General features: G+C 63.3%; 32 protein-coding genes. 25 read left to right on the top strand and 7 right to left on the bottom strand.

Going from position 1 to position 21528, the window contains the following annotated elements; genetic code table 11:
* Positions 1 to 139: 139 nt before the first annotated feature.
* Positions 140 to 394 carry a hypothetical protein gene (locus PFY01_RS08675; RefSeq protein WP_271041003.1) on the bottom strand — a complete coding sequence of 85 codons (255 nt, stop codon included), beginning with the start codon at positions 392 to 394 and terminating at the stop codon, positions 140 to 142.
* Here PFY01_RS08675 and PFY01_RS08670 point away from each other — a divergent pair.
* The 14 genes from PFY01_RS08670 (at position 375) to PFY01_RS08605 (ending at position 10553) form a co-directional block, all read left to right on the top strand.
* On the top strand, positions 375 to 803 hold the full coding sequence (locus tag PFY01_RS08670; protein WP_271041002.1) for a hypothetical protein: 429 nt from the start codon (positions 375 to 377) through the stop codon (positions 801 to 803). The two genes, PFY01_RS08675 and PFY01_RS08670, sit on opposite strands and share 20 nt — an antisense overlap.
* Before the next feature lie 3 nt (positions 804 to 806).
* On the top strand, positions 807 to 1229 hold the full coding sequence (locus PFY01_RS08665) for a hypothetical protein (protein WP_153925109.1): 423 nt from the start codon (positions 807 to 809) through the stop codon (positions 1227 to 1229).
* 1 nt (position 1230) lies between these two features.
* Positions 1231 to 1611, top strand: a complete 381-nt coding sequence (locus tag PFY01_RS08660; protein WP_271041001.1) for a hypothetical protein — start codon at positions 1231 to 1233, stop codon at positions 1609 to 1611.
* Positions 1584 to 1898: a hypothetical protein gene (locus PFY01_RS08655; RefSeq protein WP_271041000.1), complete on the top strand. Its 315-nt coding sequence runs from the start codon at positions 1584 to 1586 to the stop codon at positions 1896 to 1898. Before PFY01_RS08660 ends, PFY01_RS08655 begins: the two co-directional genes overlap by 28 nt.
* A 61-nt stretch (positions 1899 to 1959) precedes the next feature.
* Complete coding sequence (locus PFY01_RS08650) at positions 1960 to 2232, top strand: hypothetical protein (protein WP_271040999.1); 273 nt, start codon at positions 1960 to 1962, stop codon at positions 2230 to 2232.
* A complete protein-coding gene (locus PFY01_RS08645; protein ID WP_271040998.1) occupies positions 2225 to 2626 on the top strand; it encodes a hypothetical protein in 402 nt (133 codons plus the stop codon). The genes PFY01_RS08650 and PFY01_RS08645 overlap by 8 nt, the downstream gene beginning before the upstream one ends.
* A 47-nt stretch (positions 2627 to 2673) precedes the next feature.
* Positions 2674 to 2967: a superinfection immunity protein gene (locus PFY01_RS08640; RefSeq protein WP_271040997.1), complete on the top strand. Its 294-nt coding sequence runs from the start codon at positions 2674 to 2676 to the stop codon at positions 2965 to 2967.
* A gap of 402 nt (positions 2968 to 3369) precedes the next feature.
* Positions 3370 to 3711 carry a hypothetical protein gene (locus tag PFY01_RS08635; RefSeq protein WP_271040996.1) on the top strand — a complete coding sequence of 114 codons (342 nt, stop codon included), beginning with the start codon at positions 3370 to 3372 and terminating at the stop codon, positions 3709 to 3711.
* Positions 3712 to 3779: 68 nt separating this feature from the next.
* Complete coding sequence (locus PFY01_RS08630) at positions 3780 to 4448, top strand: phage regulatory protein/antirepressor Ant (protein ID WP_271040995.1); 669 nt, start codon at positions 3780 to 3782, stop codon at positions 4446 to 4448.
* A 76-nt stretch (positions 4449 to 4524) separates the two neighbouring features.
* Positions 4525 to 5649: a DNA cytosine methyltransferase gene (locus PFY01_RS08625; protein ID WP_271040994.1), complete on the top strand. Its 1125-nt coding sequence runs from the start codon at positions 4525 to 4527 to the stop codon at positions 5647 to 5649.
* Positions 5650 to 5719: 70 nt separating this feature from the next.
* Positions 5720 to 6814, top strand: a complete 1095-nt coding sequence (locus PFY01_RS08620; RefSeq protein WP_271040993.1) for a DUF262 domain-containing protein — start codon at positions 5720 to 5722, stop codon at positions 6812 to 6814.
* Positions 6811 to 7527, top strand: coding sequence for an MAE_28990/MAE_18760 family HEPN-like nuclease (locus tag PFY01_RS08615; RefSeq protein WP_271040992.1), 717 nt, complete (start codon positions 6811 to 6813; stop codon positions 7525 to 7527). Before PFY01_RS08620 ends, PFY01_RS08615 begins: the two co-directional genes overlap by 4 nt.
* A 64-nt stretch (positions 7528 to 7591) precedes the next feature.
* Positions 7592 to 9841: a hypothetical protein gene (locus PFY01_RS08610; protein WP_271040991.1), complete on the top strand. Its 2250-nt coding sequence runs from the start codon at positions 7592 to 7594 to the stop codon at positions 9839 to 9841.
* Between the two features lie 172 nt (positions 9842 to 10013).
* On the top strand, positions 10014 to 10553 hold the full coding sequence (locus tag PFY01_RS08605; protein ID WP_271040990.1) for a hypothetical protein: 540 nt from the start codon (positions 10014 to 10016) through the stop codon (positions 10551 to 10553).
* A 12-nt stretch (positions 10554 to 10565) separates the two neighbouring features.
* Here the strand turns inward: PFY01_RS08605 and PFY01_RS08600 are convergent, their stop codons facing one another.
* Positions 10566 to 10880, bottom strand: a complete 315-nt coding sequence (locus tag PFY01_RS08600) for a hypothetical protein (protein WP_271040989.1) — start codon at positions 10878 to 10880, stop codon at positions 10566 to 10568.
* 66 nt (positions 10881 to 10946) lie between these two features.
* Between PFY01_RS08600 and PFY01_RS08595 the strand changes: the two genes are divergently transcribed.
* The 9 genes from PFY01_RS08595 to PFY01_RS08555 all read left to right on the top strand — a co-directional run bounded on the left by PFY01_RS08595 (position 10947) and on the right by PFY01_RS08555 (position 17871).
* Complete coding sequence (locus tag PFY01_RS08595; RefSeq protein ID WP_271040988.1) at positions 10947 to 11546, top strand: hypothetical protein; 600 nt, start codon at positions 10947 to 10949, stop codon at positions 11544 to 11546.
* Positions 11546 to 11923, top strand: coding sequence for a DUF6950 family protein (locus tag PFY01_RS08590; protein WP_271040987.1), 378 nt, complete (start codon positions 11546 to 11548; stop codon positions 11921 to 11923). Before PFY01_RS08595 ends, PFY01_RS08590 begins: the two co-directional genes overlap by 1 nt.
* Positions 11924 to 13789 (top strand): phage tail protein, encoded by a 1866-nt coding sequence (locus PFY01_RS08585; RefSeq protein WP_271040986.1) that lies wholly within the window; start codon positions 11924 to 11926, stop codon positions 13787 to 13789.
* Between the two features lie 49 nt (positions 13790 to 13838).
* Positions 13839 to 15668: an SGNH/GDSL hydrolase family protein gene (locus PFY01_RS08580; protein ID WP_271040985.1), complete on the top strand. Its 1830-nt coding sequence runs from the start codon at positions 13839 to 13841 to the stop codon at positions 15666 to 15668.
* A 16-nt stretch (positions 15669 to 15684) separates the two neighbouring features.
* Positions 15685 to 16443: a hypothetical protein gene (locus PFY01_RS08575; protein ID WP_271040984.1), complete on the top strand. Its 759-nt coding sequence runs from the start codon at positions 15685 to 15687 to the stop codon at positions 16441 to 16443.
* A gap of 65 nt (positions 16444 to 16508) precedes the next feature.
* Positions 16509 to 16667: a hypothetical protein gene (locus tag PFY01_RS08570; protein ID WP_271040983.1), complete on the top strand. Its 159-nt coding sequence runs from the start codon at positions 16509 to 16511 to the stop codon at positions 16665 to 16667.
* 255 nt (positions 16668 to 16922) lie between these two features.
* Positions 16923 to 17159, top strand: a complete 237-nt coding sequence (locus PFY01_RS08565) for a hypothetical protein (RefSeq protein ID WP_271040982.1) — start codon at positions 16923 to 16925, stop codon at positions 17157 to 17159.
* Positions 17147 to 17401 (top strand): hypothetical protein, encoded by a 255-nt coding sequence (locus PFY01_RS08560; protein ID WP_271040981.1) that lies wholly within the window; start codon positions 17147 to 17149, stop codon positions 17399 to 17401. Before PFY01_RS08565 ends, PFY01_RS08560 begins: the two co-directional genes overlap by 13 nt.
* Entirely contained in the window at positions 17398 to 17871 is a 474-nt protein-coding gene (locus PFY01_RS08555; RefSeq protein WP_271040980.1) for a hypothetical protein, read from the top strand. Before PFY01_RS08560 ends, PFY01_RS08555 begins: the two co-directional genes overlap by 4 nt.
* A gap of 15 nt (positions 17872 to 17886) precedes the next feature.
* Here PFY01_RS08555 and PFY01_RS08550 read toward each other — a convergent pair whose 3' ends face one another.
* Together PFY01_RS08550 and PFY01_RS08545 are read right to left on the bottom strand one after the other, a co-directional pair.
* The gene (locus PFY01_RS08550; protein WP_271040979.1) at positions 17887 to 18024 is read right to left on the bottom strand and encodes a hypothetical protein; all 138 of its coding nucleotides are present in this window, start codon (positions 18022 to 18024) and stop codon (positions 17887 to 17889) included.
* A gap of 49 nt (positions 18025 to 18073) precedes the next feature.
* Positions 18074 to 18265, bottom strand: a complete 192-nt coding sequence (locus PFY01_RS08545) for a hypothetical protein (protein WP_066550153.1) — start codon at positions 18263 to 18265, stop codon at positions 18074 to 18076.
* A 351-nt stretch (positions 18266 to 18616) separates the two neighbouring features.
* Here PFY01_RS08545 and PFY01_RS08540 point away from each other — a divergent pair, with 351 nt between their 5' ends.
* Positions 18617 to 19144 carry a hypothetical protein gene (locus PFY01_RS08540; protein ID WP_271040978.1) on the top strand — a complete coding sequence of 176 codons (528 nt, stop codon included), beginning with the start codon at positions 18617 to 18619 and terminating at the stop codon, positions 19142 to 19144.
* Positions 19145 to 19485: 341 nt separating this feature from the next.
* Positions 19486 to 19788 (top strand): hypothetical protein, encoded by a 303-nt coding sequence (locus PFY01_RS08535; RefSeq protein ID WP_271040977.1) that lies wholly within the window; start codon positions 19486 to 19488, stop codon positions 19786 to 19788.
* A 594-nt stretch (positions 19789 to 20382) separates the two neighbouring features.
* Here PFY01_RS08535 and PFY01_RS08530 read toward each other — a convergent pair.
* The 3 genes from PFY01_RS08530 to PFY01_RS08520 form a co-directional block, all read right to left on the bottom strand.
* On the bottom strand, positions 20383 to 20541 hold the full coding sequence (locus tag PFY01_RS08530) for a hypothetical protein (protein WP_271040976.1): 159 nt from the start codon (positions 20539 to 20541) through the stop codon (positions 20383 to 20385).
* Positions 20541 to 20921, bottom strand: a complete 381-nt coding sequence (locus PFY01_RS08525) for an SOS response-associated peptidase family protein (protein ID WP_271040975.1) — start codon at positions 20919 to 20921, stop codon at positions 20541 to 20543. Before PFY01_RS08525 ends, PFY01_RS08530 begins: the two co-directional genes overlap by 1 nt.
* A 320-nt stretch (positions 20922 to 21241) precedes the next feature.
* Complete coding sequence (locus PFY01_RS08520; RefSeq protein WP_271040974.1) at positions 21242 to 21478, bottom strand: hypothetical protein; 237 nt, start codon at positions 21476 to 21478, stop codon at positions 21242 to 21244.
* Positions 21479 to 21528 lie beyond the last annotated feature (50 nt).

Genomic DNA, 21528 nt, shown 5'->3' with positions numbered 1-21528 from the left:
CCTCGGCGCCATCGATGCCGTTTCGGATCGCGCGGCTGAAGCTGGCCTTCGACCGGCACTCGGGGAATACGAGCGCATCCTCAAGACCGACGTGCTGAACCGCGCCGGGACCGGGAAGCAATACGGGAAGCATCAGGCCTCAGCCCCCGGCGAGCCACCTGCCCGCGACCTGGGCAACCTCGTCGCCAACACGAACGCCGATCCGACCATCCGCGACGACGGGGACGCCAAGGTCGGCACGGTCACCGCCAACGCCGCCTACGCCCTGCCCCTGCACAACGGCACCGAGCGCATTGCGGCGCGCCCCTTCATGGATGTGCCGGCGAAAGAGAACCAGCGCGAGCTGACCGAGGCGTTCGTCAGGGGGCGAGAGAATGAACAGCACCGCCGCCATCTTCGCCCGCCTGAACAGCTCGCTGTCGATCATCGACCGCCTCGACGTATTCGAAGGCCGCGCCGCCATCTTCAACGACCGTGCCCCCGACGACTTCCAGTTCACGGGTAAGTCCGCCTTGGTGATCGCCGCGCCATCGGGCGACATCGACGCCAGCACCTTCTCCGAGACCATCCGCGACATCACCCAGGACGTCCGCCTCTACGCTCGCGACACCGGCTCGACAGCCGCCATCGACGCGCTGGGCCGCGACATCCGCGACCTCTTCCACCTCCAGGCCTCACAGATCGAGGTCGAGGACGGAACCTGCTCTCTCGCGACCGCTACCGGGCCGGTTGCAGCGCCGACCACTGACCCCTCGCTGGTCGGTCGGCGGGTTCAGCTCCGGCTCCAACTGAAAAAGGACTGACCTATGGCCTATCTGGCTCAAGGGGCGATCAAGGTCGAGGTCAACCTCGGCACCGACGGCTCGCCCGACTGGACGAACGTTCCCGGCGTCACCGTGGCCAATGGCCTCGGCTTCTCCGAAAACCGCATCGACGTCACCGACTTCGACACCGCCCCTGGCACGCAGGAAAGCATCTCGGGCGCCCGGCCTAACGTGCCCCTGACCTTCACCATGCACGATGAGCCCACGGATGAAGCCCAGATCGCCATCCATGAGGCCTGCGACGACAACGAGCCGATTGGCTTCCGCCTGCTGCGCGGTGCCAAGGCCCAGGAGTTCAAGAGCGTCCCGACCGTGTCGCTGACCGCCCCCGTCAACGGCGTGGTGACCTACAGCGTATCGGCGACCCCCGACGCTAAGCCGACCCGCACCACGGTCACGCCGTAACATGAACGACGCCCGCCTCGGCATTGTGCGCCTGTCGCTCCCAGACGAGCGGCAGGTCGCCCTGCAACTGACCTTCGCCGCCTTGGACGCCAAGGGCCATGATTGGCTGCTGGATCGCTTCAAGGTGCTCCAGAAGGGCCGTGCCGGGGCGTCGTCTGCGCTCGGTGATCTGCTGGAGGTTCTGACCGCCGGCGCCATCACCAAGGCAGACGTGATCGGGGCCCCTGTCGCCGTCTACCCGCTGTCGCCTTGCATGAAAGCCTGCTGGGATGCTTGGGAACTTGCCCAATACGGCCCGGCCGGGAGGTCCGCCGAAGCTGGCCCCGCAAACCCTCAGACGCGCCGGCCGACGCTGTGGAGGCGGCTCTTCGGGCGGCGCTGAAAGGCGGACTGTCCGAAGCCGAGTTCTGGAAGCTGACGCCCTATCGCCTGGGCATGATCCTGACCGAGCGCGGGCGCGGTGAAGCGGCCTCGGCCCTCTGGACCGGGTGGATGGTCGCCCGTCTCGCCGTTGAGCGGGAGCCGACGCTGTCAGGGCCGCAGCACTATTTCCGCGAGTTCTTCGACCCGACAGGCAAGGCCTCCGACGCCGAGGCGATGGCCGACGCCGAGTTCAACCGGATCGCGCGCGTCTATGGTGTCGAGATCGTGGACATACAACCCGATTGAGAAACCTTCGCAATGATGTGAGAGTTTGACGGACGCCCTCCGTAGGACCACATATCCGGCAATGAACATCTTCGTCGTCGTCAGCCTTGTCCCAAACTCCGCGCTTCAGATGCGCATCCACCAGAGCTACCCGGGAAATGTCTTGAACTTGAGCGACAGCGCTACGCTGATCGCTGCAACCGGCACGGCGCAAGATATTTCAACGACTATCGGACTTGCTTCAGGCGAGTTTAACTCGGCCGTCGTGATCGGCATGTCGACGTACCATGGCCGTGCGCCGGTCGACATATGGGATTGGATGAAGGCAAAGATCGAGGCTCCTGCTCATGGCTAGACCGCCAACTGCCGATAATGGCAGGTCGGTCACGCCGGACGACCGTTTCGCCCAATCCGTTCCGCCGGAAGTTGCCGGTAGCCACAGCTTCCTGCTTCAGGCCATGTTCGAGCTGAAAGGCTCGTTTTCGCGAGTTGAGCAAAAGGTTGATGCTCTTCAGGCGACGGTCGACAAGCTTGAAACCCAAGTTGACGACGTGAGGGCAAAAGTCTCGTTTGTTCGGGGCGCGGCCTGGGTTGTAGGTGGCGTTATCGCTGTGGTCGTGCTGGTGGTTGGGTGGCTTGTTGCAGGCGATCTTCGTTTAAAGGTGGAAGCCGGTAAGGAAGATGCTCCGCCATCTGCGCCAGCAGTTCTCCCACAAGGCAAGACTTCGCCCGACACAAAGGCGGGTTGAGCCAGAAGCTCTCGACGCCTAGCCTGTCGCTCTTTCGGGAGTGACGAATGAGAAACATCGATCTGAAGACGGCTTTGATCGCTGCCATCATTCTGCTGGTGATCGTGCTTCTGTCCGCCAGCCGCGCGCTCGAAATCAGCGGGGGTCACCTGACCTTCGCAGTTATCGCCCTGGCGCTGTATTTTATTCCAACGCTGATAGCGCTGCATCGCCAACACCGTCAGAAGCTGCCGATTTTTGCGCTCAACCTGCTCCTGGGTTGGACATTCCTAGGATGGGCGGCCGCAATCGTGTGGTCGCTTACTTCTGAGAGAGACCTTTCTCGACCAACCGCCGAATAGCCTCTGCTCGCGACGGAAGGTCGTCCTGTGTTCGTCGCCAGTCGTCCACTTTGGCCAGCCAATCGGACGGGACGCGCATCTCGAAGCGCTCGGAAGAGGTCGGTTTATCGGTCATGACGTATTGTCCGTAACACCCGTTGACACCGGACGCAAGGTTACGTACAAACCGGACAGCCCGGCCAGAGATTGCAGTCTCTGAACCGGGCCTAACCGCAACGGATCGAACGAGGATCACGTCATGGCTTCCGCAGCCCATACCATGCCTGCCCGGCTGAACCCAAGCTGGGTGTCCGCTCCCTACCCGCTCGGCGATCTCGCCCGCTTCTTCAACGGTCGCGGCAACGCTCCAGCAATCGTCTCCAATGTCCCGGCCCGCCCGGCTCCCGCTGCGGAGCTGGTCGCATGCTGAGCCGCCGCAATCTGTTCGCCGCAGCGCCCGCCGCCGTTGTGATCGCGGCCATTCCAGCCGTCGCCGCCGCCGCGTCCAGCGATTTCGCGACCTGGGAGCGGATGACCCAGAGCATCGACGAGCGCATCAAAGGGTGCATGGACGATGACGAGGTAGACACGCTCAGCAGCCAACGTTGGGATTATGAGCGCCTCATCGCCAAGACGCCCGCTCGCAGCCGGGACGACCTGCTTGTGAAGGTGCGGCACCTAAAGCACCTCCGGGCCTGTGACCTCGACGCCGACGGCTACAACATCGTCGAACAAATCGCCGCTTTCCTAGAGGGGGTAAACTGATGGTGGCTCTAACCAAACGCGAACCCCTCGCCTTCCTGGCAGTCGAGGCGGACGGCGCACCGCAGACCATGTCATCGGTCGAGATCGCCGAGCTGACCGGGAAGCGCCACGATCACGTGATGCGCGACATCAAGGTCATGCTGGACGAGCTACAAACGCCAGCCCCCAACTTTGGGGGCTCCTATCTCGGGGCCAATCGGAGACAGTTTCCGTGCTTCAATCTTCCCCGCCGTGAATGCCTGATCCTAGTGTCCGGCTACAGCGTCGAGCTTCGCGCCAGGATCATCGACCGATGGGAGGAGTTGGAGCGGACTGCACAAAAACCTACCATCGACCTGAACAATCCGTCGCACCTTCGTCTCCTGCTTGCCGACTACGCAAACGACAAGATGGAGATGCAGGCCCAGATCGCGGACCTGACGCCCAAAGCTGACGCGCTCGACCGGATCGCGACGGCGGAAGGCTCGCTCTGCATCACCGACGCGGCGAAAACCCTGCAAATCCAACCCAAGGTGCTGTTCGCCTTCTTGCGTTCGCACCGCTGGATTTACGGTCGGGTCGGCAACGCTGGGGACGTGGCGTACCAGGACAAGCTGGCCAGCGGTCTGCTGGAGCACAAGACCACGACGGTTCATCGCTCGGACGGTAGCGAGAAGGTGGTGACGCAGTGCCGTGTGACACCGAAAGGCCTCGCGCGCCTTGCGAAGGAACTAGAGCCCAGCGTGAGGGCTGCATGAGGAAATTCATTCTCGATACGTCCGTTTCTGACGAGTCCGCGGTGCAACAGGGCGAAGCCATCTCGCGGGTGGCGCAATGAGCGGGCTAAACAGAATCATGGGACGTGCTACTCCGACCATCATGGCGGAGACCATAAACCTCCCGAAAGATCGGGAACCGATCGTGAAAGTCGTAGACCTGTTCTGCGGCGCCGGCGGACTTGCGTTTGGACTTAAGACAGCTGGACTGACGATAGCCGCGGGCGTCGATCTCGACCCAGCCTGCAAACACCCGTTTGAACAGAACTGCGGCGGTCACTTCGAAAAGAAGAGCGTCGCTGAACTCACCCCGTCGGACCTGCAGGACTGGTTCACTGGTGCCGACGTCCGCGTCCTCGCTGGATGCGCGCCATGCCAGCCGTTCTCGACCTATTCCCAGGCTCGCAAGACGCCGGACGGCCGCTGGGATTTGCTTCGCTCGTTCCTTCGACTGGCCGAAGAGGTCCGGCCTGAGATCGTGACGATGGAAAACGTCCGAGGCCTCGCAGCGAAACCTATCTGGCAGGAGTTCGTGGGTGGGCTGAAGGCTGTCGGCTACCATGTCGCTTGGGACGAAGTGGTCTGCACCGACTACGGGGTCCCCCAGTCCAGGAAGCGCCTAGTTCTGGTGGCCTCACTTCTGGGCCCCATTGATGTGCCCAAAGCGGCTACCGGCGAGCTTCCCATCACCGTCCGATCAGCTATCGCCACGCTTCCGGCGCTGAATGCTGGTCAGGCAGCCAAGGGTGACAGCCTCCATGTGGCGTGCAAGTTGAGCGAGACCAATCTAAAGCGCATAAAGGCCTCCAAGCCTGGAGGAACCTGGCGGGATTGGCCGGCGGATCTCCGAGCCAAATGCCACACGAAGGAGACGGGCGAGACCTATCCGTCGGTTTACGGGCGGATGACGTGGGACGACCCTGCCCCGACGATGACCACTCAGTGTTTCGGTTACGGCAACGGACGCTTCGGCCATCCTGAACAAAACCGAGCGATCACGCTTCGCGAGGCTGCAATTTTGCAGTCGTTTCCGCGCGAGTACAGCTTCCTGAGAGACGGTGAAACACCGACTTTCGCCAAGGTCGGCATGCTGATTGGCAACGCGGTGCCACCTAAGCTTGGGGAGGCTATTGGACGGGCGATCTCATCCCACATCAAGGACGCCAACCCTCTAAGTTCGTAGCCACTTTGAAATTCGAACAACTCCAGTTAGTCGGAAGCGACACTTAGCGCTGCGCGCAGGGGAGATTCTGGTGGCGAAGAAGAAGGTACGAGACCCGGCAGAAATCGCTGCTGCAGAAGCGGCTATTTCATCTGTCGCAAGGCAGGTGAAGTTTACTGTATCCGAGTACCCGATATCAATTTACGTCTCCCGGTTTGAAGATGATGTAACCGGCCGGTTCTTCGTCCCAGAATATCAGCGCAACTTAGCTTGGCACCCAGGCCAGCAGTCATCTTTCATCGAGTCGTTGTTGGTCGGGTTGCCGATCCCGTTTTTGTTTTTCTACCAAACGCCTGACGGCCGAATGGAGATCGTGGACGGCTCACAAAGGATGAGGGCGATGCGAGCCTTCCTGAAGGAAGACCTTCGCCTTTCCGATCTGGTTTTGCTGCCTGAGCTCAACGGCTTCACGTTCAGCGAACTTCCGACAGATCGCCAGAACAAGCTCGAAGACGTTACGGTCCGGACGATCGTGCTGGACACAAGCACAGATCCGTCAACGCGGGCGGAGATGTTCGCGCGGATCAACAAATCAGGTACTACAGCAAACGAAGCTGAAATCCGCCGCGGATCGCTGCCAGGCCCAGTGACGGAGTTGATCAGAGAACTCGCCGAAAGCGAAGAGCTGGCCGCTGCCACGCCGATGTCTCAAAAAGTAGTCGACCAAAGGGAACGTGAAGAGCTCACTACCCGCTTCTTCGCCTATCTCGACGGGTGGGAGACGGAAGAAGGACGATTCCCAGGTTACCGAGACCGTCCAAAGAAGTATCTCTACGACTACCTGCGCAAAGCGAACGCCGCAGCCGCCGACGATGCCGCAGTGGTTGACGCCATGCGTGCCGAATTCCTTAGGATGCTAGAGTTCGTCGCCGGTCATTTCCCCCACGGGTTCCGAAAGAACGCGACCGCTAACAGCGTTCCGCGCGTTCGGTTCGAAGCGATTGCCATTGGATCAGCGTTGGCACTCCGCCAACAAGAGGATCTGGCCGTCCGACAGGATGAGATCGCGGCCCGGATGGAGGCGCAGTCGTTCGATCAAGTGGTGGTTTCCGGGAGTGCGAACGTCAGGAGCAAGCTGGAAGGTCGGATTGAGATCGTGCGGTCAATCCTCTTGGATGCGGCATGACAACCCTAACCTCATCCCTCGCCGACCGACGAGAAGAGTTTGATGGGCATTATGCTCTCGCGAAAGCTCTTGAAGATCGAATGATGCTTGAGGAGGTATCGTCACTCGGCACAGTGAGCCTATCTGCTCGACATATAAATACGATCAAATCTGGCCTGATCATTCATCTTTATAACATTGAAGAGGCGATCCTCACTCAAGCTCTGGGTTTTCTCGGCGAGGCGATCGGAGCATCCGAACCACGGAACTGGACGTCCCACTCCCTCAAGGAATGGCTGCGGGAAACGGTAGTCGGACGAATGGTCGAGGGTGGTGAGGACGGCCGGCTCGACACAATTTTCTCATCATCCGCCAAGCTGCTGAGCACTACATCCCTAGGACCTCAACTGCTCAAGAAGCCCTCGGGCACGTGGGACGATAAGGCTGTTGCCCTTTTCATGCGGCGAGCAAACATCCGCATCAACATGCCCCCCGAGATGTGGGTCCGGATTTCGCCGAAACCTGAGTACGGCGACATGACGGCTCTTCAGTTTCTCGCCGAGCGCCGAAACGCGATTGCTCATGGACGTCGCACTTTTGAGCAGGGGGCCAACGACCTCCAGTTGGCCGATATTAAGCAATTGTCGGAGGTCGTGCTCGACTACCTATCGTATGTTGCTGACGCCTTCCAAAATCACGTCGCGGTCCGAGCTCACCTAGTGCCAGCTGCTTAGTTCAGCGAAGATCCAACAATCTCTTAAAGGCTCGCTTCGGCGGGCCTTTTTCTTTGGAGGTCTTATGACCGACAGCCCCGTTGTTGGCTCAGCCTCGTTCGAGCTGCGCGCCACTAAGGACAAGTTCAAAGCTGACCTAGCTGGAGCTGAGCGCGACCTAAAGATCGCGACCGGCAAAATGGAGGACGATGCCAACAAGGCCGGTGAGCGCGTCGGCGGGTCTTTGGGACGCCTGTCTAAGGGTATCGCCGCAGGCATTGCAGCGCTGACGGCTGTCTTCGCTGCCGGTCTGGCCATGGCCCTTCAGTTCCAGCAAGCCAGCTTGAAGATGGCCGACACGCTCGCCAACTCGGCTCAACGTATCGGTATCTCGGCCTCCGCTCTTCAGGAATGGCAGTACGTCGCCAGAAAGACCGGAGAAGACGCGACTGCGGTCGGTGGCGCGTTGGAGAGGTTCGCAGACAAGGCCGCAGGCGCAGCGTCTGGACTCTCCAAAGGTGATGTGAAGCTGTTCCGCTCCATCGGTTTGGAGCCTGAAGACCTCAAGCGCTTCAAGGACACGGAGGCACTGCTTGATGAGGTGATCGACCGCGTCACCGCCCTCAAAAGCGAAACTAGCCGCGCGGCAGCGGCAAACTCATTCGGCCTAGATCCTCTGGCGACAGCGCTGCGCACCGGCGGCGATGAAGTGGCCCGCCTCCGCGACGAAGCCCAGGCCCTAGGCTTCGTGATGGACGAGAGCCTCATCCGAAAAGGGGCCGAGGCTCAAGGCAAGATGGAAGACCTGGCTCAGGTCATCGGCATTCAAATGGCGGGGGCTTTCATTGATCTGTCCGATGAAGTGCTCACCTTCACCGGTCATATCGCAAACGCCATCAGCGGGCTGAACAGCTTTATCGAGCGGTTCAGCAACTTCAAAGCCAACACGAACGCCATGTACGGCGACAACTTCGTGGAGGACGTTGTCGGCGGGAATAGCTGGCAGGCACTGAAGAGCGGTTTCGGCAGCGTATTTTCAGGCCGCACCGCCCGCGCGGCCGGGGATATCCGAGCTGGGAACAGCCTCCCTGATTATGGGACTCCAATCGATCAGTCGGCGGTTGCCGCGTTCGGCGTCTCTCCTCGCGCGCCCAGAACGCCCCGCAACGGTCTTTCTGACGTTCTGACGATCCCGCCCGGCCGCCAGCGCGTCGATCGGTCGGCAGAACGTGAAGCCCGCCGCGCCGAACGCGTTGAGCAGGAAATCTTCCGCGCTCGCCAGCGCCTGCTCCAAGTCGCCGAAGACGACATCCTCACCGCTCAACAGCGCTACGACATTGCTCGCGAGCAGCTGAAGATGGACCGGGAGGCACGCGACGCGGAAATCCAGAGCAAGACCGACCGGGGCGAGATCAAGGCTGCCGAGCGCCGACAGTTGGATGCCGCCAACGCTTCGGCCGACACCCTGGAAGACGGGCTGCTGACCGACAACGCCTTCCGCGAAATCCAAGACGAGCGCTTGGCGACAGAGAAGCTGCTCTCAGGCCTTACCGCCGATCTGCTTTCCCTTCAGTCCGGCGCCGCTCGCACCGCGAAGGAACGTCAGCGGATTGAGCTGGATTTGCTGGAGATCACCCAGCGTCAGCGGCGTGAAGCGCTTCGCCTGGAGCTGGAGCGAAACCCAAACCTGACCCAGGCTCAGCGCGACGACGCGATGGCGACCAATGGCCGGATCGACAGAGCCGAGCGCAACGGCGTCATCAGGAACAACCTCACCCCGCTCGAGAAGTGGCGGGATGAAAGCCTGAAATCCGCTGACGAAATCTCGGAGGCCTACGAGAACGTCGCGGCGCGTGGCCTGGACGCGCTGAACAACGGACTGGTTGACGCGATCACCAATAGCCGGAGCCTCGGCGAGGTGTTCAGCAATGTCGCGCGTCAAATCCTCGCTGACCTGGCAGCGATCGCGGTGCGCAAGTCGATCACGGAACCGCTCGCAGACATGCTGTTTGGCGGATCGGGGGTGGCGGTGGCGTCGGCTCTTCGATCTTCTTGGCAATCAAGTCAGCGCTTCGGATCCCAGGCTTCTCCAGCGGCGTCAGCAACTTCGGCGGGGGCTCGCTTATGTCCATGCAGGCGAAATCCTGGCCAACCTGCCGGCGGGCACAGACGTCATCCCGGCACACGCTGTCCAGGCGATGGGCAGTCGCTCGGCACCGACGATCTTCGACATGAGGGGTGCTGTTATGACCGCCGATCTCCTTGCCGAAGTAAATCAGAAGGTGGCCTCCGGTTCGGCAACCGCGATCCGCACGTCCACCACCATCGCCCGTAAGGGTGCGCCGGCGGCTCAACAGTCCATGCGTCGCCTGGGCCGCACCTGATGGACTTCTGGCCTTGGGACTTGCTCACCCCGCGCCGGGAGCATTGGCGGTTGCGGGGCGTCACAATCAACGGGGGTGACTGTCGAAGGCGCCAGTCCTGTCGCCCGCACCGATGGCGGCGGGTTGTGGGTCGGCGAGCAGGAAATCCTAGTTCACGGCCGCGACGCAATCAAAGCCGTTCGGGCGATCGAGGCCTGCCTTGATGCCGGTATCGGCAAAATGGTGGTGTGGTCCTGCGAGAAGCCATTTGCTCCAGGTGATCTGTCCCTGCCGGATGTTCCGCACAGCGACGGCACCGCGTTCGGCGACGGCTCGCAATATGCCTCGGCCCCGGCCGGCGCCACGGTCGCAGTCTCAGCCCCCAAGCGCGCCACGGTTTTGACCATCGCCATGATTGCGGGCGTGATCCAGGGCGGTGAGAACTTCTCGATCACCCATCCAACGAAGGGCACGCGTCGCTATCGGGTCGCGCGGGTTGAAGGGGATGAGATCACCATCCGCCCTCCGCTGCGCGAAGCCGTCGCGGTCGGAGAAGAGATCAACTTCCTTCGTGTCGGCTGCGTCTGCAAGCTGGCCAATCCCGACGACTTCCTTGATGGCTTGGACGCCCAGCGCGGCCGGGAAATCATGGTGGCCAAGGCCATGTGGGTAGAGGCGTTCTGATGCTGCCCGAGATCAATCCTCGTCCCGGCTCCGAGCCGCTGCCCACGACCGAGCCAGCAGCGTCTCCGCAGACTGCGTGCCTGTTGCGCGAGAAGCGGCGCCTAGGACTGCTATCGCCTTCTCGTGAGCCTTCTGAAGAAGCCCAGCAGCGCTTCCGTCGCTTGGGTATCTGAACCGCACCGTCGTTGAGACATGATGTGCGACGCCGACCTCGTCGAGCGTCTCGGGCAAGACCATCCTCACCGTCGCCTTCCAGACCCCTGTCTCCACCGCTTCGATCTCATCGAGTTCATAGCTCAATGGATCAATCGCAAACCCGTCAGTCATGATCGTCTCCCCAAATCGCCGGCAGGTTGCTGGCGATGAGGCGGTAAGTCGAGTCCCGGAGGCGCTATGCTCCCTACGCAAGCCGCCGCGATGTCTGCGCTCCAGGCGCCGCGCTATTCCCTGTTCTTCCTACTGAAGACGAAAACGCAGGGCTACGTCCGCGCCTGGCTGGGCGTCGGCGATTACGATCTGCCGGCCGACGACGTCGATCAGGACGGCGGGACGTATCTCGGTATTGGTTTGGTCGGCGACATACCGGCCTTGAGCCAGCTGATTGGCGGGCTGGGTGAACGGGTCGAGTTCACGCTCAACGGAGCAGACGAGATCACCCTGTCCCTGGCCGATGATGACGCGGCCGAAGTCCGGGCGGCGCCGGTCAACGTGGGGGTCGTTTTCTTCGACGAAGACTGGCAGCCGGTGGATGACATCGCCTGGCTGTGGGACGGTACGGCCGATGTGCCTGCTGTGGATCGCGACGCGACCGAGACTGAGATCACCCGGCGCGTCACCCTGTCGGTCGGCTCTGGGTTCACCGATCGCACCCGGCCCCAGCTCGCGTTTTACACCGACGCCGAACAGAAGCGCCGGTCGCCTACGGACACCTTCTGCAGTCGGGTCGCGTCCTATTCGGTCGACTCGACAATCACCTGGCCAGCGCCGGGCTGATGCTCTCGACATTTCTGGAAGACCTGTCCCGACAGCCCTTCGCTGACGGCGCAGCGGACTGCGTGCTGAGCGTGGCGGACTGGATCGTCCTGAACGGCCATCCTGACCCCGCTGCGCCGTACCGAGGCCGATATCGCACGGCGCTGGGTCGACACCGGCTGATCCGCAAGTCCGGCGGCCTGCTGGTCCTGATGTCCGATGGCGCGGAGCGGGCCGGTCTGACCGAAACGACAAACCCGGTTCGTGGCGACGTCGGTCTGATTGTCGCTCATGGCCAGACGGTCGCTGCGATCTGCCTGGGTGAGCGCTGGGCGATCAAGGGCGACGGCTTAGTGGTCGCACCTGCTGAACGCCTGCTGATGGCCTGGAGGGTCTGAATGCCGCAAGCCATCCCGGTCGCCGCCGCCGCCTTCGCCAACTGGGCGTTCGCCGCAACCGGCCTCGCCTACGGTACGGCCGCTCATGCCATCGTCACCGCCACCCTCTACTACGGCGCCCAGGCCGCCCTCTATTCCGCCGTCAGCATGGGTCTGACGGCTATTGCCCAAGCCCAAGCCCCAGACCCCGAGGGCCAGAAGGTCACGCGCAAACAGGCCCGCCCGATCCGCGTCCATGCCGTAGGCGGCCCGTCGAGGATGTCGGGTGCCTACATGCTGCGCGAGGCCGTCGGCAATAAGTACGGCGCCGTGCTCGCCGTCTGCGAAGGTCGTCTGGCGTCAGTCGATGCTGTCTATGAGCACGACAACCTGATCACCCGGAACTCGGATGGTTGGGTCCAAGGTATGGCCGGCGAACAGTTCGGTTCCGGCGATCTGTTGAGGGTCCAGACGCGCCTCGGCAATCCGACCGAGACCCACTATTCCATGCTGACGCCGAACTTCGGCGCCTATTGGCCCACCTCGGCGCGGGGCGACGGCATCGCCTCTATTGGCATCTTCGCCCAGCACCGTTCACGCGAGAGCTTCGCGCGACATTTCCCGAACGGCGAACCCGTCGTCTCCATCGTCGCCGCTGCTGTTTGCTACGACTGGCGCGATCCATCGCAGAGCCGGACGGACCCTTCAACCTGGAAAGCCAGCTGGAATCCGGTCGTCTGGCTGGTTTTCGTCGAGTGGCATCGCCACGGACGCCGCTGGGAACGAAGCATCGCGCCGGTGCTGGATCAACTGACGGCCGAGGCTGACTATTGCGACCAGATCGTCACCCGCAGCGGCGTGACCGAGGCGCGCTATCGCTGCGCCGGCAACTATCCGGTCAACACCGAGCCGCAAGCGGTGCGAGAAGCCCTGCTGTCCACGTTTGACGGGTGGATGTCGCTGGACGGCCGGGGGCGCCTGATCATCAAGGCCGGTCGCTATGTCGAGCCGACCTTCGCCCTGACCGGCGAGCATATCCAGGGCTACAGCTGGCGCGCCTTCCAGACCGATGAGGAAGCCTGCAACGCCCTGGTCGTATCGTTCGTCGATCCGGCGAAAGACTATACCGAGGTCGAGGCTGGCACGCTCTTCGACCAAGACGATATCGACGGTAGGAACGGCGTCGAAAGGTCCGAGGCCCTGCAACTGCCGTTGTGCCCGAGCGGCACTCAAGCCATGGAGCTGGCGCGGCGAAAGATGACGCGACTGACGGCTGAACGTCGGGGCCAGGTCCGCAGCTCGGTCTATGGACTGAACGGCTTGGGCGAGCGCTTCATCCGCATCCAGAACCCTGAACTGAACTCCATGGCGGATGTCGTGGTCGAGGTCACGAACGTCGAACTGGACATGGCCAACGCACAGGTCGTGTTCGATGTCGTCCTCGCCGACACCCAGATCGACGTGGGTGAAGCCGCCGCACCATCGGTGCCGCCGGTCGAAAAGCCGCCTGTCGTTCCCGGCGAGCAAGAGCCAGCCCGCAGGTTGATCAACCTGTCGGTTCCATACCCCACGTCCGCGACTTCCGACACGATCTCAGTTCTCGCCTTCAGTGGCGTATTACCCGACGGCTCAACGCTGAACCTGCCTGCCGCCACGATCACAGGTCTGGCGGCACTGACGCAATACGGCGTGTTCTGGCGAAGCGATGTCGGCTACGCCGCGCTGCCGGGTGATTTCGCCGCCAACGCCCTGGCGCTTGGTTCTTGGGTCTTCATCGGCTGGCAGGCGACGTCTGACGGGTCAGGCGGCTATCCGACATCCCCTCCCTCGCCTCCTGGCTGGGGCGGCGGCGGCAGTTCGCCGATCTATGAGCAGCAGGTCACTTAGCCGTCGAGACTGATCGGCTCCCTTACATCCAAATTCTTCGAGGTGCTCGATGGCTGATCCCGCCACCGTGAAGGCTCGCCTTCTTACGACCTTCCGCGACTTCCGCGTCGATGGCGTGCCGGCATCCGGCGCCAACGAGCCGGACAAGGCAGAAATCCGGTCGGCCCTGACGCCGGTCGTCGATTACATCGCCGATGTGGCCGCCTCGGTCAGCAATAGCGTCAGAGGTTACGCCCTGCTGGCGGACCTTCCGACCTTGACCGGGGCAGACCTCGGCCAGCTGGCCAAGGTCGAGCAGACAGGTCTGGTCTATCGGTGGGACGGCGACAGCTGGGAGCCGTTCGACGATCCGATCATCCAAGCTTCGGTGGACGCGCTCGCCAGCGCCAATGTCGCCTCTGCGGCCGCGACCGAGGTCACCGGCCTGGTGAAGGGCGAAGTCGCCGCCGACGAACAGGTCACGACCGATCCGAACGGCTTCGTTCTGGCCCGCGCCGGATCTCGGAACGCCCTGATGGCGGGCGTCCGTTCCCAGGTGGACGACGGCTTCTCCGGCGTGGCCGCTGTGGATCGCTCAGGCTTTCGCAGCAGCGGTGTCGACGAACGCGGCGCCTTCCTGGCCGGACTGACGGCCTTGGGCGACCCTGTGGAGCCGGGCGCGGTCTTCACGGATCGAAACGGCTTCCTGTTGCTCCGCATCGACGGCTCGGGCGCGGACAGTGGCGTCGCGCTGCCGGTCGAAGAAGTCCCCGACACCATGCCGTATTTCAGCGGCCTGTTGTGTGGTGTCCAGGGCGAGGACACGCCGATCTACCTGCGCAATCTCAGGGAGGCGCGGTCTGACGCGGCCGTGGTCACGGGCGTGATCGCCAGCACGGTCATCGGCAATCCCTACGCCCGTGTCGGCGCCGACGAGATCGTGGTCCGAACGGAGAAGCTCGGGGCGACAGCGGAACTCTCGCTTCGCAACAGCGTCGTGAACGCTCGACGGGTTCTGCCCCTTGTCGTCCGCACGGCCGCCAACCCCGCGACCTTCACATCCGGCTTCAATGTCCTGCCGATCGGCGACAGCATCCTGAACCGCCAGGGCGGAACGCTGATGAAGGCCTTCCTCCAGGCCTGGGGCTATGCGCCGAACTTCATCGGCACCATGCGCGGCTCTTCGACCCAGGCGAACAATGACGACATCACCGGGGAGTTGGGGGAGGTCCGCGAGGGTTGGGAAACCGGCGACTACACCAACACGATCACCGACCGCTCCTCCCCAGTCGCGCCGGGCGGAGAGGCGACCTATCTAGCGATGTCGAAGGGCGACCAGCGGGGCCGCAACCCGTTTATCAGGGAATCCACCGGCGGGGACAACCCCAGCATCGTCCGCAACGGCTATGTGCTGGACTTCGCCTTCTACCAGTCGCGCTTCAGCCTGCCGACGCCAAACATCATCATCTGGGAGTGCGGCACGAACGACATCCGGGATCGCGACGCGGGCGTGGTCTACGAGACGGTTCTGGCCAACGACCTGCTCATCCTGGCTCGAATGCGGGCGGCATGGCCGAACGCCAAGATCATCCGCGTCATGCCGGGCGCTCCCCGATCCACCAGCCGCGATGCGCTGTGGGCCCCCGAATACATCCCCGTCGTTCGCGCGATGAAGGATGCGCTGAAGACGCTCAATGACTCCAAGATGTACCTGTGCCCGGCTTGGGCGATGATGACGCAGGAGACGGGTTTCGCCCTGGCCGCCGCCACTCCGGACCCGACGACCGGCGCGCTCTCCGCCGATCTCGCCGACGACATCCACCCCATCAACAGCGCTCGCGCGCAGCTTTTCCACGCCGTGTCCGCCTACGTCGCGTGCGCGGCGTCCAACCTGATCTGACAAGGGAGATCGACCCATGGGCACGCGCCTGATCGCCAAGGACATCGACGCGGAGGACACCGCCGTCGAGTATCTGGCTCCCGTTCGCCGGGGGCTGGAAGCCATCCACTTCATGAACAAGACGCCGGAGAAGGTCGCCAAGAACTACGCGCCCGGCAAGCCGAACGCCGTATTCGTCGGATCACCGGTCTCGATCGGCGCGCAGTCGGTTCGGACCAAGAGCCTGAGCGCCTATGTGCAGACCCAGGTGCGCGAGGCGCGGGCCATGACCATCTTCTCGGTCGTCAGGACGCAGGACACCCTGGCGGACAACGCCACCCGGCCGATGTTCTATGGCACGTTCCGCTCGCTGCCAGCTGACGGCACGACGGCCGATACGACCTTCGGTATCTCGCTCTTTGCCGCAAGTGCGACCCAGTATTCAGCTGGGGCCGGGCGCGGAAACTCGCTTGCGGACCACACTTCCGGTCCCGCTACGCTGACGGTCGCGCCGGGCAGCTGGGCGTTGATGATCCACCGTACCGGCGTGGGCGCTTCCGAGGACACCATCGTTCGCAACGAAACGGCGGGAACACAGGCGCAGAACGCCTCCTCAGCCCTGCCGCGCTATCCGAGCCTGGGTCTTCTTCGCATTGGTTCCGGCTACACTCAGTTCGCCGGGCATGCCGACATGGCCTTTTTCCAAGCCCACTCCGTCGCCCTGACGACCGACGAGATCGCCACCGTCGTGGCAGACGTGCGCACTCACATGGCGCGGCGCGGGGTCACGATCTGACATCGCTGCGAAGCCGTCTCCACGTCGGCTGTCTGTGTTCGTGGGCTGACGACTTGGAGGGGCGGATGTTCGACCCGCGTGAAATGCCCTGGTTCTGGGGCCTGTGCGGCGGCCTGATCGCGGGCGGGCTGGGCATGATCCCGGCCTATGGATCGAAGGGCGCGACGCGCGAGGCGCGGGTGCGGGCTTGGCTGTCGCTGGCGGCCCGCGCGGACGTTTGGTGATGGCGTCGTTCAGCGCCCACATCGCCACGACAAGCACGATGCCGCCGACAAAGAGCCAGATTAGTTCTATGATCAGGCGTCGCATCGTTGGACAGACGCGACTGAAGCGCCATTGCGCCAATCACCGTCGCAGCGATCAGCACCAGAAGAAGCATCGTGGTCATGTCCATGAGAGGCAAGCGCCTCGCGGACCCGCCCGGTTCCCGTAAGCCGCCCAACGGCTGTTCCACCACGGCCTGACTATCGGAGACCTCCATGGCTCGTTTCATCCGCTGGGTGGCGGAACCCTTCACCGTGTTCGGGATCGGCGCGCTGCTGAACCTGATCCTGAGCGCGGCGGCCTATGCCGGCGTCATCGGGGCGGACCGGATCGACCCCGACTGGATTTTCCTCGCGGGCGCGGCGGGGGCATCGTCTCCGCCTTGGTCCACGTCGGGGTGGTGTCGCTGGGATCCGAACCGGCGACCTCGCGCGAGATCATGCGCGCGGTGATCGAGGGCGTGTTTGCCGTCGTCGTCGGCGCGCTGGTCGCCCGTTTCTGGGCCGCGCCCATCGCGCTGAGATTGGCGCCTGACATCAACCCGTCCGACCTAAGAGCCATCGGCTTCGGGATCGGCATGGGGGCATGGCGCTTTGCGCCTGGTCTGTTTGGGGCCGTCAAACTGCTGTCCAACCCCGCCACCCTTCGCGATCTGGCCCTGCGCTGGTTGGGCGGCACGAGGGCCAACCCATGACCCCTGTCGACATCGTCACTGTCATCGCCGCTGGATTAGTTGGACTGACCGTTCTCGCCCGTGCGGAATTGGTTTCGCCGCGCGTTCGCAGTTCCTACGCCAGCAACGGGTTCGTGCGGTTCGGCATGGACGCCGTCGCACTGGTGACGGTGTTCGTCATCTTCGAGGTCGTCGGCGGCGCGCATGTGCCCGACGCCGTCGCCTGGTTCTTCGTCATCGCCGCCCTGACCTCGACCGCCATGCTTATCAGCATGTTCGTCCACGATGGGCGCGAGGTGCTGGAGGTGCGGCGGGCGGAGACACGGGCCGCCGACGTTCAGGACATGAAGGAAGCGGTGGCGGAGACGGTCCCGCCGGTCGTGGAGCGCTCTCTGGAGAAGGTCGTCACCGGCTTTGCCGAACCGGCCCCAGACTATGACCGGCTGATCCGGATCGACCCGGTCCCGCCCGCCTCGCCGCGTGCCGACTGACGAACCCGGTTCGCGTCAGCGCCAGTGAATATGGTGAGCCACGGCCTCGCCGCCGGACACCAGGCTGAACGCAAAACCGAGCGCCGCCGCCACGATCAGGACGCGGGCGTGACGATGCGCGAAATAGAGAAGTTCACCGATCATGGCGGCCATGTAGGCTATGGATCAGCCGTTCGCCAGAGCGCGCTTGCGAGGCGCAGCGTCAGGCGAATGTCTGGGTGATCAGTTGATCGGTAAGGTCCAAGTGGACCTCCAGCGCCGCAATGGCCTCGGTTCGGGCACGCTCTGCGGCCGATCGATCACCCGCCGTCAGATGGGCTGCGAACTCGGTGATCTTGGCCGTCATCAGCTGTTCCGCGCCCATGGCGCGCCGCTCCAGCGTCCCGTCATCCATTCCACGTCCCCAATGGCTTTGCGGCCCAGCCGTTGATGTCCTCGCCCAGCCGGGCCGCCTGACGCAGTTCGGGCACGAGCTGCGACATTTATGGCTTAGCTGAATGCGGGGGTGGCTGTCACCTGATCCGCGGAACGCCCGCCAAGACCAGGCCGGTTAGCCAAGCCATCATCGTCAGCAGGACGGGTGCGACGTTTTTCTGATCCATACCCATCCGTCCCCCAATGGATTGGCCGGGGCATTTGCGGAACCGCCGGCCTGAAACTCCCCGCTAGAGCAAGCCGCAAGGCTCAACTCTCACGCTATGCGACGCAGCCTAAGCGCGCAACCCTTAACAACCGGAGACTGACCATGGGCCTCATACCGGCTGACAGGTTCCGTACGTTTGCGCCCAAGGCGACGGCGGGCACGCGCGAGGCGCTGGAGGCGGCAGCGGCCGCAAACGGCTTCTCCGGCTTGGTCCTGGCCCACTGGCTGGGTCAGATGTTCGTCGAAAGCGCCGGGTTCACGACCCGCGAAGAGAATCTGAACTATTCCGTCGATGGCCTCCTGAGGATGTTCGGCCGGCATCGGATCAGCGAGGCCGATGCCCGCAAGTTCGGTCGCGCGCCCGGCCGGCCCGCGCACCAGAACGCGATCGCCAACATCATCTACGGCGGAGAGTGGGGCCGGAAGAACCTGGGCAACACGGAGCCGGGCGACGGCTGGCGGTTCAGGGGTGGCGGCGAGAAGCAATTACCGGACGGGCCAACTATCGCGAGGCCGGGCACGAGCATGATCCGGACACCCTGCGGACTGACCCAGTCGCGTCCGCCAGAGCTGCCGCCAACTTCTTCGTCAAGCACGGTTGCATCGCTCCGGCGCTGCGCGATGACGTGAAGGGCGTGACGCTGAAGGTGAACGGAGGCACCAACGGCCTAGATGCGCGCATAGCCGCCACGGCGGCAGCCAAGAAGGTCGTCGGGCTGTGATCGCCCTCGCCTTCCTCCGCTCCATCCCGCGCCTTCTCACCCCGCTCGGTTGGCTGATCGTCGCTATCAGCGCCACCTTCGTCCTGACCGGCGCCTACTGCTCTCACAAGGGCGCACAGGGCGAGCGGGGCCGGCAGGCGGCCCAGACACAGAAGACCAAGGCGAAGGCGTCAGGCGCGCGGGAAACCGCTGCTCGCGAGGCCTCCGTCGAAACCCCCATCATCAACGCCCGCGAAAAGGATCTATCCGATGCGGTCAACTCGCTCCCTGATGCTGTCCCTAGCGCTCGCCGCGTCCGCCTCGCTTGCGAGCGGTTGCGCCACCAAGGGGCCGCAGAGCGCCTTCTACCCGAGCCCTGCCGATCTGGCGATTGAGCCGAAGCCGGTCCTGGAGCCCGAAGCGATCTATTCGGAGGCTGCGCTCGACGCCTACGACATCGCCATTGAGGCGCGAGGTGATCGCCTGGCGGCCCAAGTCGGGCGGCTCTGCCGATTCTTCGATATGATGGGGATGCGAGGGCTGGATTGTCCGCCGCCGCCTCGACCGGGCTAGGAGGGCGGCATGGCTACCGAAACCATCTGAGCGTCGAGCCTCGGCTCCGCTATCGAGGCCCGCTCTCTTCGGAGGGCGGGCTTTCTTTCATCAGTGAGCGACGAGATGTCTGAGGTGATGCCAGTTTCGCACCACCATCACCGCCACCCCGACGCTCATAGCGACTGCCGGCGACAGAATGATCGTTCGGCGCAATCGGTGCGCCCAGTAAAGGGTCTCGCCTAAGGCGATGGACATCAGCATGAGCGTTTCCCCCGAAACAGCGTCGTAGCGATATGACGACACCGTTCGGGGAGCACCTCAAAACAAGATTTTGTGTCGGCGGGCGGACGTGCCGGTGCTGACTATTTCTCGCGGACCGCCGTTCGCATGAACTCCAATTAACGGGCCATGCTCTCGGTTTCAGCCTACGAAAATGCGTTCCCCTCCGTAGGAACACGGTGGCTCGGTGAATCCCCACCCTTCGCGAAGGGCGCCGGGCCACCACCCTTGCGGCCAGCCAGATCGTTCAAACCTCGCCGGCGGCATCGCTCGCCAATGCCGCTTGTTCGACGAGCAGCTTGCCAAGGGCGGCAGCGGCCTTTGGTGTCATGATCAGTTGCTTGTGCGACAGAGCCATTTCGCCGCGAAGCTGTTCTTGGACGTCAGCGATTCGAGCCTCACGGCGAGCGCTTCATTCGTGAAGGTCGCCAGTTCGAAGTTCTGAAGCACCGAGAGCACCAGCTCTCCATCTTCGCGGCGTTCCCAGTCCATCATACATACTCCAGCGCGCCGTCATCCAGCGGGCGCTGAAGCTCTTTAGCGATGTCCCAAGGCTCCGTCATCCACGCCTCGATCTCGTCGGGCTCCGTCAGGATCACCGGCATGGCTTTGGGGTGAACCGCGCCGACCTCGGCGTTAGGTTCGGTCGTCAGGAAGGCGAAGACGTCGATCGTCTCCATGCCGGTCTTGATCTTGCGGACGCTCGTGTGGGCCTGGAGGTGGATGCCGGCGAAGAAAGCCAACGGCTCGGGCTCGTCGTCCGCGAGCTTGAACCAGATGGGGCGGTATTTTCCGGACGCGTCCCGGCCCGGTTCGCTAAAGGCGGGAATGGGACCAGACAGCGCGATGCCGGCGACAGATGCGAGCGCCAATGGCTGGAACTGGTATTGCGGACGTTGGTCGTGCCGCTGTCGGGCTCGAACTCCAGAATTTTCTGAAAGTCCACCTCGCCGCCCTTGGCGCGCAGCTTGTCGGCGCGCTTCGTCGCATTGTCGAAGATCATCTTCTTGGACGACGACATGCCCCAGCGCGCGGATGCTAAGATGCGCTCTGCGTCCTCCCAACGCACAATAGGGGCAGGATAGTCGGGATAGATGTCGCCCGGTGCCAGATTGCCGACCGTCGAGCGCATGGCACCGGCCATGTCCGTGATGGCCTGGGGGCCGGAGCGCTGGCGATAGAGGTTGCACATTCAGTCGAGCAGCCCACGCCGCTGCATATCCATGATGATGGGGTCGGTCAGCGAAGCGATGACCTCCAAATCGAAAGCATCTTCAGCTTCAATCTCGTCAGCAAATGTGCGCGGCTGGTTCTGGCGCAACGTCGATAGCCGCCATGATGATTGCATGACCTGTTGCCGGGCCAGGCGCTCAATCCGCTGAAGACGAACGCCCGCGCGCGATTTTATGAGGGTCTTCCGTGTTGCCATGGCTCCAGTCCTCCGAACCGGAACCTGACACGGCGTTATGCGATTGTGGA

It is taken from the genome of Brevundimonas vesicularis, assembly GCF_027886425.1.
GTDB lineage: Bacteria > Pseudomonadota > Alphaproteobacteria > Caulobacterales > Caulobacteraceae > Brevundimonas > Brevundimonas vesicularis_C.
The sequence above is the reverse complement of the archived record's forward strand: the minus strand, read 5'-3'. Positions and strand labels throughout refer to the sequence as shown.

Bases quoted from the DNA above. Each gene is read 5' to 3' on its own strand.
- PFY01_RS08545 (WP_066550153.1), bottom strand. From the start codon at position 18,265: ATGGATGACGGGACGCTGGAGCGGCGCGCCATGGGCGCGGAACAGCTG.
- PFY01_RS08530 (WP_271040976.1), bottom strand. From the start codon at position 20,541: ATGGACTGGGAACGCCGCGAAGATGGAGAGCTGGTGCTCTCGGTGCTT.
- PFY01_RS08675 (WP_271041003.1), bottom strand. From the start codon at position 394: ATGGCGGCGGTGCTGTTCATTCTCTCGCCCCCTGACGAACGCCTCGGT.
- PFY01_RS08630 (WP_271040995.1), top strand. From the start codon at position 3,780: ATGTCATCGGTCGAGATCGCCGAGCTGACCGGGAAGCGCCACGATCAC.
- PFY01_RS08550 (WP_271040979.1), bottom strand. From the start codon at position 18,024: ATGGCCGCCATGATCGGTGAACTTCTCTATTTCGCGCATCGTCACGCC.
- PFY01_RS08640 (WP_271040997.1), top strand. From the start codon at position 2,674: ATGAGAAACATCGATCTGAAGACGGCTTTGATCGCTGCCATCATTCTG.
- PFY01_RS08560 (WP_271040981.1), top strand. From the start codon at position 17,147: ATGCGCGCGGTGATCGAGGGCGTGTTTGCCGTCGTCGTCGGCGCGCTG.
- PFY01_RS08635 (WP_271040996.1), top strand. From the start codon at position 3,370: ATGCTGAGCCGCCGCAATCTGTTCGCCGCAGCGCCCGCCGCCGTTGTG.
- PFY01_RS08665 (WP_153925109.1), top strand. From the start codon at position 807: ATGGCCTATCTGGCTCAAGGGGCGATCAAGGTCGAGGTCAACCTCGGC.
- PFY01_RS08590 (WP_271040987.1), top strand. From the start codon at position 11,546: ATGCTCTCGACATTTCTGGAAGACCTGTCCCGACAGCCCTTCGCTGAC.
- PFY01_RS08645 (WP_271040998.1), top strand. From the start codon at position 2,225: ATGGCTAGACCGCCAACTGCCGATAATGGCAGGTCGGTCACGCCGGAC.
- PFY01_RS08650 (WP_271040999.1), top strand. From the start codon at position 1,960: ATGAACATCTTCGTCGTCGTCAGCCTTGTCCCAAACTCCGCGCTTCAG.
- PFY01_RS08535 (WP_271040977.1), top strand. From the start codon at position 19,486: ATGCGGTCAACTCGCTCCCTGATGCTGTCCCTAGCGCTCGCCGCGTCC.
- PFY01_RS08615 (WP_271040992.1), top strand. From the start codon at position 6,811: ATGACAACCCTAACCTCATCCCTCGCCGACCGACGAGAAGAGTTTGAT.
- PFY01_RS08670 (WP_271041002.1), top strand. From the start codon at position 375: ATGAACAGCACCGCCGCCATCTTCGCCCGCCTGAACAGCTCGCTGTCG.
- PFY01_RS08625 (WP_271040994.1), top strand. From the start codon at position 4,525: ATGAGCGGGCTAAACAGAATCATGGGACGTGCTACTCCGACCATCATG.
- PFY01_RS08600 (WP_271040989.1), bottom strand. From the start codon at position 10,880: ATGACTGACGGGTTTGCGATTGATCCATTGAGCTATGAACTCGATGAG.
- PFY01_RS08575 (WP_271040984.1), top strand. From the start codon at position 15,685: ATGGGCACGCGCCTGATCGCCAAGGACATCGACGCGGAGGACACCGCC.
- PFY01_RS08520 (WP_271040974.1), bottom strand. From the start codon at position 21,478: ATGGCAACACGGAAGACCCTCATAAAATCGCGCGCGGGCGTTCGTCTT.
- PFY01_RS08580 (WP_271040985.1), top strand. From the start codon at position 13,839: ATGGCTGATCCCGCCACCGTGAAGGCTCGCCTTCTTACGACCTTCCGC.
- PFY01_RS08570 (WP_271040983.1), top strand. From the start codon at position 16,509: ATGTTCGACCCGCGTGAAATGCCCTGGTTCTGGGGCCTGTGCGGCGGC.
- PFY01_RS08540 (WP_271040978.1), top strand. From the start codon at position 18,617: ATGGGCCTCATACCGGCTGACAGGTTCCGTACGTTTGCGCCCAAGGCG.
- PFY01_RS08660 (WP_271041001.1), top strand. From the start codon at position 1,231: ATGAACGACGCCCGCCTCGGCATTGTGCGCCTGTCGCTCCCAGACGAG.
- PFY01_RS08610 (WP_271040991.1), top strand. From the start codon at position 7,592: ATGACCGACAGCCCCGTTGTTGGCTCAGCCTCGTTCGAGCTGCGCGCC.
- PFY01_RS08595 (WP_271040988.1), top strand. From the start codon at position 10,947: ATGCTCCCTACGCAAGCCGCCGCGATGTCTGCGCTCCAGGCGCCGCGC.
- PFY01_RS08565 (WP_271040982.1), top strand. From the start codon at position 16,923: ATGGCTCGTTTCATCCGCTGGGTGGCGGAACCCTTCACCGTGTTCGGG.
- PFY01_RS08555 (WP_271040980.1), top strand. From the start codon at position 17,398: ATGACCCCTGTCGACATCGTCACTGTCATCGCCGCTGGATTAGTTGGA.
- PFY01_RS08585 (WP_271040986.1), top strand. From the start codon at position 11,924: ATGCCGCAAGCCATCCCGGTCGCCGCCGCCGCCTTCGCCAACTGGGCG.